The following is a 14,230-nucleotide window of genomic DNA, read 5'->3' as shown; positions in this document are numbered from 1 at the left end:
GTAGGCCGGAAAAACGCAGCGCTATCCGGCGTTATTTTTATACCTGTTCAAACTGCTGATGAAACGCCGGAACGCGAATATCGCGGCGGTGCAGCGCCTGCCAAAATGCCTCTAACGCCGTGTCGAGCCGGTTTTGCAAATTCGGGCTGAACTGCGGCTTATGCTGATAGTCCGTCACCTGGCTATCGTCGGCAAATACTCCCTGCAAAATTTCTTGTGCTTTCAGTGCATTGAGCACCGGTTTTAGCGCGTAATCGACCGCCAACATATGGGCTACCGTTCCACCGGTTGCCAGCGGCAATACCACTTTCCCTTCAAGCACCCGCTCTGGCAGCAGGTCGAGCAGGGCTTTTAATGCCCCAGCAAACGAGGCCTTATATACTGGCGTGGCAATGATAAGCCCATCGGCATGGCTCAACTGCTCGGTTAAGGTTTGTAGTGCGGGGCTATCAAACCGAGCATGGAACAAATCTTCGGGGGCAAAGTTCTGCAAGTGCCAGTGGAAAACTTCAACATCTGCCGCTGAGAGCTTTTCTCTGGCGTATTCCAGCAGCGCACTGGAGCGGGAGGGGAAGCGGGGGCTACCGGCTAAAGTGATGACGCGCATAATCTCTCCTTATAACCAAAAACACACATTAATCTAAAATTGATAACATTTTATCGAGTGTGTCAGAGGTGAAAGGGCGGGCGAAATACTTTTTCTGGCGTAGATATACTGGAAAATGCATATAGGCGCATAGCGCTATGCCGCGATAAAGAAAACGATTGCGCTTTTTTTGCCACAGGTCAATTCCCTTTCTGAGCGATATCGCACATAATACGCCCCCGGTTTGCACACCGGGAATCCAGGAGAGTTCATGTACTATCCCTTCGTTCGTAAAGCACTTTTTCAGCTCGATCCAGAGCGCGCTCATGAATTAACGTTTCAACAATTACGCCGTATAACCGGAACACCGCTGGAAGCACTGGTGCGCCAGAATGTACCGGAAAAACCAGTCACCTGTATGGGACTGACGTTCAAAAACCCACTGGGTTTGGCGGCGGGTCTGGATAAAGATGGTGAATGTATTGATGCCTTAGGAGCCATGGGATTTGGTTCAATAGAGATTGGTACTGTCACGCCGCGTCCACAGCCGGGTAACGATAAACCGCGCCTGTTCCGCCTTGTCGATGCAGAAGGTTTGATCAACCGCATGGGCTTTAATAACCACGGCGTTGATAACCTGGTTGAGAACGTTAAAAAAGCGCATTTCAACGGTATCCTGGGTATTAATATCGGTAAAAATAAAGATACTCCGGTCGAGCAGGGTAAAGATGACTATCTGATTTGTATGGATAAAGTCTACGCCTACGCCGGTTATATCGCGATTAACATCTCATCGCCAAATACCCCAGGGCTGCGTACTTTGCAATATGGTGAAGCGCTGGATGATCTGCTTGCCGGTATTAAAAATAAGCAATCTGAATTGCAGGAAAAGCATCATAAATATGTTCCTGTGGCGGTGAAGATCGCCCCCGATCTTTCTCATGAAGAACTGATCCAGGTAGCCGACAGTTTAGTGCGTCATAATATTGATGGCGTCATTGCAACCAATACGACATTAGATCGTTCTCTGGTTCAGGGGATGAAAAATTGTGATGAAACGGGTGGCTTAAGCGGTCGTCCATTACAATTAAAAAGCACCGAGATTATTCGTATGCTGTCGGCGGAATTAAAAGGCCAGCTACCTATTATTGGCGTCGGTGGTATCGACTCGGTGATTGCCGCGCGTGAAAAAATGGCGGCTGGTGCATCATTGGTGCAGATTTATTCCGGCTTTATTTTTAAAGGCCCACCGCTGATTAAAGAAATCGTCAGACACATCTAGTCTTTTTCCCCGTAATGTGATCCAGGGCTTTATTTCCGGCCCTGGTTGTTTTATATTTCCACATTGTTGCTTATTTAAACATATTGGTCTTTTATTATTTAGGGCTAAGCAATGAAACGGAAGAACAGGCAAAGCATTGGAGGCGGGAATTGATAGGGGTGATAAATGCGAATTAAACCGGATGATAACTGGCGCTGGTATTATGATGAAGAGCACGACAGAATGATGCTCGATTTAGCCAACGGTATGTTGTTTCGCTCACGTTTTGCTCGCCGCATGTTAACGCCTGATGCTTTTGCGCCAACCGGTTTTTGCGTCGATGACGCCGCGCTTTATTTTTCCTTTGAAGAGAAATGCCGTGATCTCTTGCTGTCTAAAGAACACCGTGCCGAATTAATTTTAAATGCGCTGGTGGCGATTCGTTTTCTGAAACCACAAATGCCGAAAAGCTGGCATTTCCGTGCTCACGACGACGCCTGGTCTCCGGTCATCGGTGATGCTGCGAGCGTGTGGCTGAGCGATGATGACAGCCAGGTTAATCTGTTAGTGGTCGAGCCGGGTGAAAACGCCGCGCTGTGCCTACTTGCACAACCCGCACTGCTGCTGGCAGGGCGCACGATGCAACTGGGTGATCCGATTAAAGTCATGAACGACAGGCTGCAACCGCAGCCGGGGCTGGACGGTTACAGCCTGGAACAGGCCGTTTAACGCATCAACTTCAGCGCTGTTTTCGGCACACAGCTACAGCTCAAAATAGTGCCATCATCGCGTATTGCGCTTTTCTTTAATGGGCTGACTTCACCTTCCACCAGTGTGACGCGGCAACTGCCGCAAAGCCCTGCACGGCAAGAGTAAGGAACGCGGATTCCTTGTTGTTCTAATTGCTCCAGCAAAATCTGCTGATTATTGCCATTAAACGCTTGCCCTTCCCAGTCAATTTCTACCTGTGCGTCTTGCTGAATTTGTGGTGCAACTGCGTCGTCCGTTTTTCCTGCGCCATAAATTTTAGCCGGGCCAGTGGCGAGAATTTCCACGCTATCGCCAACGCGTACCACGCCACTATTGCGGGCAATTAAGTTCTGGCCGAAATCAACATCACCGCTGCTGGGGTCGGTACGAAACGACTGTAAAGTGCTGAGCGGTTCACCCGCAGGGTGTTTTTGCCCTTTTTCTGGGCTAATGGTGGTAAAGATGCAGCGACTACACGGTTTGGCAACATCGAAAACGACCTCGCCAATACGCACGGTTTTCCAGCTATCTTCAGCCCAGGCCTCAACACCAGTGACCACCAGATTAGGCCGGAACTGCTCCATGCTCACGCTGGCTCGGCAGCGGCTTTGAAGGTCGCGCAGTGAGGCCTCGTTAGTGAGCAAAAATGGGAAACCATCGGCGAAAGAGAGCGGCACGGCATCGTGGCGTTTCACCCGACGGGTGAGGTCTGAACCCAGCCAACGCAGTTGGACATCGCGTTTAAAAAACGGCGATAGCCACTGATTAATGGCATCTGGCGCGATACGCGAGGTAAAATGGTTGCCCCATACCTCGGTCGGTGACGCCTGCCCGGCGAAATCAGCAAATCGCACCAGCGCGCTGCTGCCGTCAGGTGCGGTGAGATGTAAACCATCGTGAAGGACTGCAGGGGTAAAACGCACCATCGCCGGGAACTGCCTGGCGGTAATAAAGGTGCCATCAGGTTCGGTGATCATAAAAATGCGGTCAAACGCCAGCCCGCTAATATCAGCAAAGGCGTGGGTAAGCCCAATTCCGCGCATTGATTTCACCGGATGAACAAAAAGTCGCGATAACGTAGCCATGACGCTGTCCCTGAGTCGAAAATAAGCCTTTAACTTTATGACATGGGACGCAGATTGGCTATAATGCGCAACAATTTTCTGCGAGTAAAAGTGACGATATGAATTCTCTGTTTGCCAGTACGGCCCGTGGGCTGGAAGAGCTGTTAAAAACTGAACTGGAAGGTCTGGGCGCGCAAGAGTGCAAAATTACCCAGGGTGGGGTCCATTTTCAGGGAGACACGCGCCTTCTTTACCAAAGCCTGATGTGGAGTCGCCTGGCTTCGCGCATCATGATGCCGCTCGGAGAGTGTAGCGTCTGGAGCGATCTCGATCTTTATCTTGGCGTTCAAGCCATTGACTGGACAGAGATCTTCACCCCGGATGCCACTTTTGCCGTGAGCTTTAATGGGCTGAACGACACTATCCGTAACAGCCAGTACGGCGCGTTGAAGGTTAAAGATGCCATCGTCGATGCCTTCACCCGTAAGAATCTGCCGCGTCCGAATGTCGATCGTGAAAACCCGGACATGCGCATCAACGTACGCCTGAATAAAGAAACGGCGTATATCTCTCTTGATCTCAGCGGTGAAGGCCTGCACCTGCGCGGCTATCGCGATCGTACCGGCCTTGCGCCTATCAAAGAGAACCTTGCGGCGGCGATCGTGATGCGCTCCGGTTGGGTTCCAGGCACACCGCTGCTCGATCCGATGTGTGGTTCCGGCACACTGCTGATTGAAGCCGCTATGTGGGCAACTGACCGTGCGCCAGGGCTGCATCGCGGCCATTGGGGTTTTGGCGGCTGGGCGCATCACGACGAAGTGGTGTGGCAGGAAGTGAAAGCCGAAGCGCAAACTCGTGCTCGTGCCGGTCTGGCGGCTTATGAGTCTCGTTTCTATGGCTCTGATACCGACCGTCGCGTCGTTGAAATTGCGCGCAGCAACGCCCGTCGCGCGGGCATTGGCGAGCTTATCACCTTCGAACAAAAAGACGTGGCACAGTTAACCAATCCGTTACCGAAAGGCCCGTACGGCACGGTGATCAGTAACCCGCCATACGGTGAGCGTCTGGAAAGCGAACCGGCGCTGATTGCGCTGCACAGCCTGCTGGGTCGCACCATGAAAAACCAGTTTGGCGGCTGGAACCTGTCGCTGTTTAGCGCCTCGCCAGAGCTATTAAGCTGCGTTTCTCTGCGAGCGGACCGCCAGTTTAAAGCCAAAAACGGCCCGCTGGACTGTGTGCAGAAAAACTATCACGTAGCAGAAAGCACTGGTGAAGTGAAAGCCAATGTGGCCGAAGACTATGCTAACCGTCTGCGCAAGAACGTGAAGAAATATGAGAAGTGGGCGAAACAGGAAGGGATCGAATGCTACCGCCTGTACGACGCCGACCTGCCAGAGTACAACGTCGCCGTTGACCGTTATGCCGATTGGGTCGTGGTGCAGGAGTACGCGCCACCGAAAACCGTTGATGCCAACAAAGCGCGTCAACGCCTGTTCGATATCATCGCGGCGACTATTTCTGTACTGGGCATCGCACCGAACAAGCTGGTGCTGAAAACCCGCGAACGCCAGAAAGGTAAAAACCAGTACCAGAAGATGAGCGAGAAGGGCGAGTTCATGCAGGTGAGCGAGTATAATGCGCGCCTGTGGGTGAACCTGACCGACTATCTGGATACGGGCCTGTTCCTTGACCACCGTATCGCGCGCCGGATGCTGGGCCAAATGAGCCAGGGGAAAGACTTCCTGAACCTGTTCTCCTATACCGGCAGCGCCAGTGTTCATGCGGGTCTGGGCGGTGCACGTTCAACCACCACGGTGGATATGTCCCGTACTTATCTGGAATGGGCGGAACGTAACCTGCGCCTGAACGGCTTAACCGGCCGCTCACATCGCCTGATGCAGGCGGATGTACTGGCGTGGCTGCGCGACACTGACGAGCAGTTCGACGTTATCTTTATCGATCCACCAACCTTCTCGAACTCAAAACGCATGGACGATGCGTTTGATGTTCAGCGCGATCATCTGCGTCTAATGAAGGATTTGAAACGTCTGCTGCGTAAAGGCGGCACTATCATGTTCTCCAATAACAAACGCGGTTTCCGTATGGATCACGACGGCCTGGCTGAACTGGGACTGAAAGCACAAGATATTACCCAAAAAACACAGTCGCAGGATTTTGCCCGTAACCGTCAGATCCACAACTGCTGGCTGATTACCGCAGCCTGAAAGGAATAAAGAATGTCATTAATTAGTATGCACGGTGCCTGGCTGTCGTTCAGCGATGCACCACTTCTCGATAATGCCGAATTGCATATCGAGGATAACGAACGTGTCTGCCTGGTAGGGCGCAACGGCGCGGGTAAATCGACGTTGATGAAGATCCTCAACCGTGAGCAGGGTCTGGACGACGGTCGCATCATTTATGAACAAGATTTAGTTGTCGCGCGCTTGCAGCAGGATCCGCCGCGTAACGTGCAGGGCAGCGTGTACGATTTTGTTGCTGAAGGTATTGAAGAACAAGCGGTTTATCTCAAACGCTACCACGATATCTCACATCTGGTGATTACCGATCCTAGCGATAAAAACCTGCAAGAGCTGGCGAAAGTGCAGGAACAACTGGATCACCACGGCCTGTGGCAGTTGGAAAACCGCATTAACGAAGTGCTGGATCAACTCGGGTTAGATCCTAATACCGAGCTGGCGTCGCTCTCCGGTGGTTGGCTGCGTAAAGCGGCGTTGGGCCGTGCGCTGGTGAGTGCGCCGCGCGTGCTGCTGCTTGATGAACCGACCAACCACCTGGATATCGAAACGATCGACTGGCTGGAGGGCTTCCTAAAGTCCTTCAAAGGCACGATTATTTTTATCTCCCACGACCGTTCATTCATCCGCAATATGGCAACCCGTATTGTCGATCTCGATCGTGGCAAGCTGGTGACTTATCCGGGCAACTACGATCAGTATCTGCTGGAGAAAGAAGAAGCACTGCGCGTTGAAGAACTACAAAACGCCGAGTTCGACCGTAAGCTGGCGCAGGAAGAAGTATGGATTCGTCAGGGGATTAAAGCGCGTCGTACCCGTAACGAAGGCCGCGTACGTGCGCTGAAAGCGATGCGTAATGAACGCAGCGCCCGCCGCGAAGTGATGGGCAGCGCCAAAATGCAGGTCGAAGAGGCTTCACGCTCCGGTAAAATTGTCTTTGAAATGGAAGACGTGAATTACCAGGTTGACGGCAAAGTGCTGGTGAAAGACTTCTCCGCGCAGGTACAGCGCAGCGATAAAATTGCGCTGATTGGCCCGAACGGTTGCGGTAAAACGACGTTGCTGAAACTGATGCTGGGTCAACTGCAAGCCGATAGCGGGCGTATTCACGTCGGGACTAAGCTGGAAGTTGCCTACTTTGACCAACACCGTGCGGAGCTGGATCCGGACAAAACGGTTATGGATAACCTAGCGGAAGGCAAGCAGGAAGTGATGGTGAACGGTAAGCCACGCCATGTGCTGGGCTACCTACAAGACTTTTTGTTCCATCCGAAACGTGCGATGACGCCAGTGCGCGCGCTCTCAGGCGGTGAACGTAATCGTCTGCTGTTGGCGCGTTTATTCCTTAAACCGAGTAACCTGCTGATTCTCGATGAACCGACCAACGACCTGGATGTTGAAACGCTTGAACTGTTAGAAGAGCTGATCGACGGTTATCAGGGTACGGTTATGCTGGTGAGCCACGATCGTCAGTTCGTTGATAACACGGTAACCGAGTGCTGGATTTTCGAAGGTGAAGGGCGTATTGGCCGCTATGTGGGCGGTTATCACGACGCGCGCGGGCAGCAGTCGCAGTCATTGGCGCAAAAACAAGCGAACGTGAAAAAAGCGGCGGAAGCGGCAGCGCCGAAAGCAGAAACGGCAAAGCGCGCGAGTACTAAACTAAGCTATAACCTGCAACGCGAATTGGAACAGCTACCGCAAAAACTGGAAACGCTGGAAGCGGCTCTGGAAGCTTTGCAGTCCCAGGTTGCAGATGCGGCGTTCTTCAACCAGCCTCATGACCATACTCAAAAGGTACTGGCGGAGCTGGCGCAGGCGGAACAAGCGCTGGAAGACGCTTTTGAACGGTGGGAATATCTGGAAGCGTTGAAAAACGGCGCTTGATTGAGGAATCTTCATGTGCGAACAACATCATGCTGCGCAGCATATTCTGTGCTCACAATGTGACATGCTGGTGGCGTTGCCGCACCTTGAGCACCGACACAAGGCGACTTGCCCACGCTGTGGTACTACGTTAACTACCGCGTGGGATGAGCCAAGGCAGCGGCCGACGGCGTACGTCCTGGTGGCGCTTTTCATGCTCGTGCTGGCGAACCTGTTTCCGTTCATCAGCATGAACGTAGCAGGCGTCAGCAGTGAAATTGAACTGCTGGAAATTCCCAGCGTGATGTTCTCTGAAAACTACGCAAGTCTTGGCACTTTCTTCTTGTTGTTTGTGCAGTTGGTGCCAGCGTTCTGCCTGGTCACTATTCTGCTACTAGTGAACCGAGTACGGATGCCGCTGCGGTTAAAAACGCTGTTGGCGCGTATTTTGTTCACCCTCAAAACGTGGGGAATGGCCGAGATTTTTCTGGCCGGGGTGCTGGTCAGTTTTGTGAAACTGATGGCATACGGTGATATCGGCGTCGGCAGCAGTTTCCTGCCCTGGTGTCTGTTTTGCCTGCTGCAACTACGCACGCTTCAGTGCGTTGACCGGCGCTGGCTGTGGGACGATATCGCCCCTATGCCACCACTTACTCAACCGATGAAACCAGGGATTGCCGGTATTCGCCAGGGATTACGCTCCTGCTCGTGCTGTACCGCAATACTGCCTATTGATCAGTTGGAATGCCCGCGTTGTCACAGTAAAGGCCACGCGCGGCGCAAAAATAGCCTACAGTGGACGATGGCACTACTGGTGACTTCTATTCTGCTGTATCTGCCCGCCAATATCTTACCGATTATGATTACTGACCTGCTGGGCGACAAAATGCCGTCAACCATCATCGCCGGGGTCATTTTGTTGTGGAGTGAAGGCTCCTATCCCGTGGCGATGGTGATTTTCATCGCCAGTATTATGGTGCCGACGCTGAAAATGATCGCCATTGCCTGGCTGTGTCTTGATGCAAACGGTATGAAACGCCGCCACCCTGATAGCGAACGTATGCACCTGATTTATGAAGTGGTGGAGTTCGTAGGGCGCTGGTCAATGATTGACGTATTTGTAATTGCAGTCCTCTCTGCGCTGGTGCGTATTGGCGGGCTAATGAATATCTATCCGGCGATCGGGGCATTGATGTTTGCGCTGGTCGTTATAATGACCATGTTCTCGGCAATGACCTTTGATCCGCGCTTGTCGTGGGATCGGGAACCTGAATCAAGCCATGAGGAGTCGTAAAAGCATGGAAACCAAGAGTGGGGAGGCGAAAGTGCAGAAAGTGAAAAACTGGTCTCCCGTTTGGATCTTCCCGATTGTCACTGCGCTGATTGGCGCGTGGATCCTGTTTTACCATTACAGCCACCAGGGGCCGGAGGTGACGCTGATAACCACCAACGCCGAAGGGATTGAGGGCGGTAAAACAACCATTAAAAGCCGCAGTGTTGACGTCGGGGTGGTTGAAAGTACGACGCTGACGGACGACCTGACGCACGTGGAAATTAAAGCGCGGCTGAACTCTGGTATGGAGAAGCTGCTGCATAAGGACTCTGTATTCTGGGTCGTGAAACCGCAGATTGGCCGCGAGGGGATTAGTGGGCTGGGGACGCTGCTGTCGGGGGCGTACATTGAGTTACAGCCGGGATCGAAAGGATCGGTACCGGAGAGTTATCAATTGCTCGACTCTCCGCCGCTGGCTCCGCCGGATGCCAAAGGGATTCGGGTGTTGCTCGATAGCAAGAAAGCAGGGCAGCTAAGCCCTGGCGACCCGGTGCTGTTCCGTGGCTATCGCGTGGGTTCGGTTGAGACCAGCACCTTTGATCCGCAGAGCCGCAGCATTTCCTATCAGCTGTTTATCAGCGCGCCAAACGACCGTCTGGTGACCAGCAACGTGCGCTTCTGGAAAGACAGCGGCGTGGCGGTTGATCTGACCTCTGCCGGGATGCGCGTCGAGATGGGGTCGCTGTCTACGCTGTTTAGCGGCGGCGTTAGCTTTGATGTGCCGGAAGGCGTAGAACTGGGTCAGCCGATTGCTGAAAAGACCGAGTTTAAGCTCTACGACGATCAGAAAAGTATTCAGGATTCGCTGTATACCGAACATATTGATTACCTGATGTTCTTTAAAGATTCGGTACGTGGCCTGCAACCGGGAGCACCGGTAGAGTTCCGTGGTATTCGGATGGGTACAGTGGCGCAAGTGCCGTACTTTAATCCGGGCTTACGTCAGACGTTAACCAGCGACTACCGTATTCCGGTATTGATTCGTATCGAACCGCAGCGTTTAGTCACCCAGTTTGGCGATAACCCAGATATTCGTGGTCATTTGCCTACTCTGATTGGTCGCGGCCTGCGCGGGGCGTTGAAGACTGGCAACCTGGTGACCGGTGCGCTGTATGTCGATCTCGATTTCTATCCAAAAGAGCCGGTCGTTGCCGACGTTAAGTCATTTGAAGGCAAAGACATTATTCCGACCGTGAGCAGTGGTCTGGCGCAAATTCAGCAACGCCTGATGGAAACGCTGGATAAATTCAACAATCTGCCGTTAACGCCGATGGTTGAACAGGCGACCAATACGCTGGCCGAAAGTCAGAACACGATGCGCCGCCTGCAAACTACGCTGGATAATCTCAATAAGATTACCGCGAGCCAGTCTGCGCAGCAGCTGCCAGCCGATATGCAGAAAACACTGCGTGAGCTGAACCGCAGTATGCAAGGCTTCCAGCCAGGTTCTGCGGCTTACAATAAAATGGTCGCTGACATGCAACGTCTGGATCAAGTACTGCGTGAATTGCAGCCGGTGCTGAAAACGTTGAATGAGAAGAGTAACGCGCTGGTATTCGAAGCGAAGGATAAAAAAGATCCAGAGCCTAAGAGGGCGAAATAATGAAAAAGTGGTTAGTTCTGGCTGCGGCCTGCCTTCTGGCGGCCTGTAGCAGTAGCGAGAATAAAACGTACTATCAACTGCCAGTGGCAACGGGCACGATACAAAACAGCGCACATTCAGGCCAGCGCTTGCTGTGGGTGGAGCAAGTTAACATCCCTGACTTCCTGGCCGGTAGCGGTGTGGTTTATCAGACCAGCGATGTCCAGTATGTGATTGCCAGCAATAACCTGTGGGCAAGCCCGCTGGATCAACAGCTGCGCACCACGCTGGTTTCTAACCTGAGCAACCAGTTGCCGGGCTGGGTGGTGTCCTCACAGCCATTAGGCAGTGAGCAGGATACGCTCAATGTCTCGGTGAGCGGTTTCCATGGCCGTTATGATGGCAAAGTGGTGGTGAGCGGAGAATGGCTACTGAACCATCAAGGGCAGTTGACCAAACGTCCGTTCCACATTGAAGTGGCACAACAGCAGGATGGCTATGATGCAATGGTCAAAATGCTGGCGCAGGCCTGGAGTCAGGAAGCGGCTTCTATCGCTCAGACCATCAATCGCCAACCATAAGTAGAATTAATTGTTCTAAAGCCGTCGTCGGTGCAAAACCGGCGGCGGTTTTTTTTGTCTCTATGGTCAGTCAGTTACTTATGCTACGTCACATTTTTTGTACAAATGAACTTCTGAGTAGCTCACAAATATGACATTGGTATGAATTCTGCGCATTGACGGGGGCATTGTTTAGCGGTATTCGTATTATGTGGCTGCATACTTTGTAACCACTGTTTTCTTTTCCACCAGACCAAGATATGAGGGAAACGAGGCATGAAGAGACAAAAGCGAGATCGCCTGGAACGAGCACATCAGCGTGGATATCAAGCCGGTATTACCGGACGATCAAAAGAGATGTGTCCATACCAGACAATTAACCAAAGGTCTTACTGGCTGGGAGGCTGGCGAGAAGCCATGGAGGACAGGGCCGTAGTTGCCTGACACTGTCTCTTTAAAAAGAAACCTCCGCAGTGCGGAGGTTTCGCCTTTAGATTCACAATACTTATCTATCACGCATGATGGTGATAAAACGCATTAGAATGCAGAGGTATCCTGGAACAGGCCGACTTTCAGGTCGGTAGCACTGTAGATCAGACGACCATCAACCAGCACTTCACCATCCGCCAGACCCATGATCAGACGACGGTTAACCACGCGTTTAAAGTGAATGCGATAGGTCACTTTTTTCGCGGTTGGCAGAACCTGGCCGGTGAATTTCACTTCACCTACACCCAGTGCACGGCCTTTACCTTCGCCGCCCAACCAGCCGAGGTAGAAACCGACTAACTGCCACATTGCGTCGAGGCCCAGGCAGCCAGGCATCACCGGATCACCGATAAAGTGGCAACCAAAGAACCACAGGTCCGGGTTGATATCCAGCTCAGCTTCAACATAACCTTTGTCATAATTGCCGCCGGTTTCGGTCATTTTAATGACACGATCCATCATCAGCATACTTGGTGCTGGCAACTGCGGGCCTTTTGCGCCGAACAGTTCACCGCGACCAGAGGCAAGAAGGTCTTCTTTTGTATAAGATTCGCGTTTATCTACCATGTTTTCAGTAAGCCTTATTTTGAGTTCGGGACGCAGGATAGCTAACACGTGTACGCTGAACAAGTCCGATCAGTTGGAATTAGCGCGGTTTAACCAGCGTAACGGCCACGGATAGCGGTAGCGAGGCTCCGGCTGCGTGGCTTGTGCGATACGTTCCTGAATCGTTTGCAATAGTGTCTGGCCTTCGCCGTCCCAGTTGAGCTGAGTCAGAAGCGGCAGCGCATCGGTAACGTCATCAATCGCCCAGATGGTGAACTCCCCAGCTTCCACCGCTTCCTGTACCTCGACGGCAAGGCTCAGGTGGCGCACGTTCGCAGAAGGAATAATCACCCCTTGCTTGCCGCTTAAGCCACGCTGGGCGCAGATAGCAAAGAAACCTTCGATTTTTTCATTCAAACCACCGACCGGCTGTGCGCGACCGAACTGATCAACGGAACCGGTCATCGCGATGCTTTGATTGATAGGAACATTCGCGAGTGCACTAATGAGCGCGCACAGCTCAGCCATAGAGGCGCTATCGCCATCGACCTCGCTGTAGGACTGCTCAAACGTTAACGAGGCAGAGAAGGGCAGCTGTTGGTCTAAATCCAGCTCGGCCATTAAGAAAGCCTGCATCAGCATCATCCCTTTAGCGTGAATGTTGCCGCCCAGTTCGGCTTTGCGCTCAACGTCGGTAAATTCGCCGTCACCGATGTGTACCACGCAACTAATACGTGATGGTTCGCCAAATGGGCGAGGGTGGCCAGGGAAATCAATAACGGACAGGGCGTTGATTTGCCCAATGCATTCGCCTTCAGTTTCAATAAGGATCTGCTCAAGCAAGATTTCATCCTGCATACGCTCTGCCAGGAAACCTTCACGCCACTGACGCTGCACCAGCATGGTTCTAAGCTGCTCGGCGGTAATGAAGTTATCGGTGGTGAACGGTGCTGCCTCACGAAGCTGACGCGTTATCCACAGTGGGCAAAGCGGCATAATCTCCTGATCGCCAGTATCACGTGCGCCTTCTTGCATCAGCAGTGGCCAGGCGTCTGCCGCAGGCCCTGGCAAGGATTTCTCGCGTGCAATGCCCCACACCCACTGACACCACTGCCTCAACGTTTCTTCGTCGGTAATCTGTAGATTGTCTTCGAATTCGCTGTACAGCGATTCTTGCGCGATTTCCGGTTCCATTTCCTGGAAATCAGCCAGCGAATCGCGATCGCCAACCAACATCACCTTTAACGTCAATGGCATGGATGGGATGCTAATAGGTAAAGGGCGTGCATCGTCAAAAGAGAGCCAGTCAAAGCACTGTTGCATGACCTGGTTTTTCAAGCGCATCCATAGCAGCGGTTGTGCCATAAGTGTGCGCAATGACAGGATAAGAATGCCGCCGTTTGCTTGATGCACCAGGCCTGGCTGTAGCGTAATTTCACCGTTGAATTGGCGCACGCAGCCAAAAAGCTGCTCGGCTTCGGCCCAGTCAGCAAAAATAACTGGCCCTGTGCTGGCAAAGTTATCATCCGGGCTACTGGCTGGCGTCATACTGACTTTGCTGCCGTTTACCTGGTAGTTGACACCGGTCAGGATCGACTCATCGTTATCGCGCAGCGAAACGGTGGTTTGCGTGAGGAGCTGTAGGTACTCTTTTTCTTCTGGCGCCTTGACCAGCAAGAAAGGAGAGACACCTTGCGGATGCAGGAACTGCTCCAACGCATAATGCAAACGCGCCTGGAGTTCGCTAAAGAGAGAGTCATTTTCTGAGGCTAAGTCAGGCAGGGCAAATAGCGCCTGGTATGCCTCAGTCGCAGGGGCGAGAAAGCGCCGGGAAAGAGTATTTATAGTCAATGTCGCTATTTTTAGTCAGATGTAAAGTGCGTGATTATACCTGATGCCGCAGGGAAGCTCACGGAGAATAGGGAAGTATCTTTT

Annotated in this window: 12 protein-coding genes; 8 read left to right on the top strand and 4 right to left on the bottom strand. The window is 52.4% G+C overall.

Features of this window, described 5'->3' with window-relative positions; translation table 11 throughout:
* Window positions 1-37: 37 nt before the first annotated feature.
* Entirely contained in the window at window positions 38-607 is a 570-nt protein-coding gene (ssuE, locus tag AC6I4B_RS14840) for an NADPH-dependent FMN reductase (protein ID WP_497766162.1), read from the bottom strand.
* Window positions 608-857: 250 nt separating this feature from the next.
* On the opposite strand from ssuE, the gene pyrD reads away from it, so the two are divergent.
* Window positions 858-1,868, top strand: a complete 1,011-nt coding sequence (gene pyrD, locus AC6I4B_RS14835) for a quinone-dependent dihydroorotate dehydrogenase (protein WP_497766160.1) — start codon at window positions 858-860, stop codon at window positions 1,866-1,868.
* A gap of 165 nt (window positions 1,869-2,033) precedes the next feature.
* Window positions 2,034-2,576 (top strand): cell division protein ZapC, encoded by a 543-nt coding sequence (zapC, locus tag AC6I4B_RS14830; RefSeq protein WP_497766159.1) that lies wholly within the window; start codon window positions 2,034-2,036, stop codon window positions 2,574-2,576.
* Here zapC and AC6I4B_RS14825 read toward each other — a convergent pair.
* Window positions 2,573-3,682, bottom strand: coding sequence for a YcbX family protein (locus AC6I4B_RS14825; protein ID WP_497766157.1), 1,110 nt, complete (start codon window positions 3,680-3,682; stop codon window positions 2,573-2,575). The two genes, zapC and AC6I4B_RS14825, sit on opposite strands and share 4 nt — an antisense overlap.
* Window positions 3,683-3,780: 98 nt before the next feature.
* Between AC6I4B_RS14825 and rlmKL the strand changes: the two genes are divergently transcribed.
* The 6 genes from rlmKL (at window position 3,781) to rmf (ending at window position 11,704) form a co-directional block, all read left to right on the top strand.
* Complete coding sequence (rlmKL, locus tag AC6I4B_RS14820; protein WP_497766156.1) at window positions 3,781-5,886, top strand: bifunctional 23S rRNA (guanine(2069)-N(7))-methyltransferase RlmK/23S rRNA (guanine(2445)-N(2))-methyltransferase RlmL; 2,106 nt, start codon at window positions 3,781-3,783, stop codon at window positions 5,884-5,886.
* Window positions 5,887-5,898: 12 nt separating this feature from the next.
* On the top strand, window positions 5,899-7,806 hold the full coding sequence (locus AC6I4B_RS14815; protein WP_497766154.1) for an ABC transporter ATP-binding protein: 1,908 nt from the start codon (window positions 5,899-5,901) through the stop codon (window positions 7,804-7,806).
* A gap of 13 nt (window positions 7,807-7,819) precedes the next feature.
* Complete coding sequence (gene pqiA, locus AC6I4B_RS14810; protein WP_497766152.1) at window positions 7,820-9,079, top strand: membrane integrity-associated transporter subunit PqiA; 1,260 nt, start codon at window positions 7,820-7,822, stop codon at window positions 9,077-9,079.
* 4 nt (window positions 9,080-9,083) lie between these two features.
* A complete protein-coding gene (gene pqiB / locus AC6I4B_RS14805) occupies window positions 9,084-10,721 on the top strand; it encodes an intermembrane transport protein PqiB (protein ID WP_497766150.1) in 1,638 nt (545 codons plus the stop codon).
* Window positions 10,721-11,281, top strand: a complete 561-nt coding sequence (pqiC, locus tag AC6I4B_RS14800; RefSeq protein ID WP_497766148.1) for a membrane integrity-associated transporter subunit PqiC — start codon at window positions 10,721-10,723, stop codon at window positions 11,279-11,281. Before pqiB ends, pqiC begins: the two co-directional genes overlap by 1 nt.
* A 255-nt stretch (window positions 11,282-11,536) precedes the next feature.
* On the top strand, window positions 11,537-11,704 hold the full coding sequence (gene rmf / locus AC6I4B_RS14795; protein WP_497766147.1) for a ribosome modulation factor: 168 nt from the start codon (window positions 11,537-11,539) through the stop codon (window positions 11,702-11,704).
* A 93-nt stretch (window positions 11,705-11,797) separates the two neighbouring features.
* Here the strand turns inward: rmf and fabA are convergent, their stop codons facing one another.
* Together fabA and AC6I4B_RS14785 are read right to left on the bottom strand one after the other, a co-directional pair.
* Window positions 11,798-12,316 (bottom strand): bifunctional 3-hydroxydecanoyl-ACP dehydratase/trans-2-decenoyl-ACP isomerase, encoded by a 519-nt coding sequence (fabA, locus tag AC6I4B_RS14790; RefSeq protein WP_497766145.1) that lies wholly within the window; start codon window positions 12,314-12,316, stop codon window positions 11,798-11,800.
* A 69-nt stretch (window positions 12,317-12,385) separates the two neighbouring features.
* Window positions 12,386-14,146, bottom strand: coding sequence for an AAA family ATPase (locus AC6I4B_RS14785; RefSeq protein ID WP_497766144.1), 1,761 nt, complete (start codon window positions 14,144-14,146; stop codon window positions 12,386-12,388).
* Window positions 14,147-14,230 lie beyond the last annotated feature (84 nt).

It is taken from the genome of Kluyvera fluvialis (assembly GCF_059725275.1).
Note: the sequence above shows the minus strand (reverse complement) of the source record. Positions and strands in the feature narration are given on the sequence as shown.

Coding starts and splice junctions, on each gene's coding strand:
- ssuE (WP_497766162.1), bottom strand. CDS start 607: ATGCGCGTCATCACTTTAGCCGGTAGCCCCCGCTTCCCCTCCCGCTCC.
- pyrD (WP_497766160.1), top strand. CDS start 858: ATGTACTATCCCTTCGTTCGTAAAGCACTTTTTCAGCTCGATCCAGAG.
- zapC (WP_497766159.1), top strand. CDS start 2,034: ATGCGAATTAAACCGGATGATAACTGGCGCTGGTATTATGATGAAGAG.
- AC6I4B_RS14825 (WP_497766157.1), bottom strand. CDS start 3,682: ATGGCTACGTTATCGCGACTTTTTGTTCATCCGGTGAAATCAATGCGC.
- rlmKL (WP_497766156.1), top strand. CDS start 3,781: ATGAATTCTCTGTTTGCCAGTACGGCCCGTGGGCTGGAAGAGCTGTTA.
- AC6I4B_RS14815 (WP_497766154.1), top strand. CDS start 5,899: ATGTCATTAATTAGTATGCACGGTGCCTGGCTGTCGTTCAGCGATGCA.
- pqiA (WP_497766152.1), top strand. CDS start 7,820: ATGTGCGAACAACATCATGCTGCGCAGCATATTCTGTGCTCACAATGT.
- pqiB (WP_497766150.1), top strand. CDS start 9,084: ATGGAAACCAAGAGTGGGGAGGCGAAAGTGCAGAAAGTGAAAAACTGG.
- pqiC (WP_497766148.1), top strand. CDS start 10,721: ATGAAAAAGTGGTTAGTTCTGGCTGCGGCCTGCCTTCTGGCGGCCTGT.
- rmf (WP_497766147.1), top strand. CDS start 11,537: ATGAAGAGACAAAAGCGAGATCGCCTGGAACGAGCACATCAGCGTGGA.
- fabA (WP_497766145.1), bottom strand. CDS start 12,316: ATGGTAGATAAACGCGAATCTTATACAAAAGAAGACCTTCTTGCCTCT.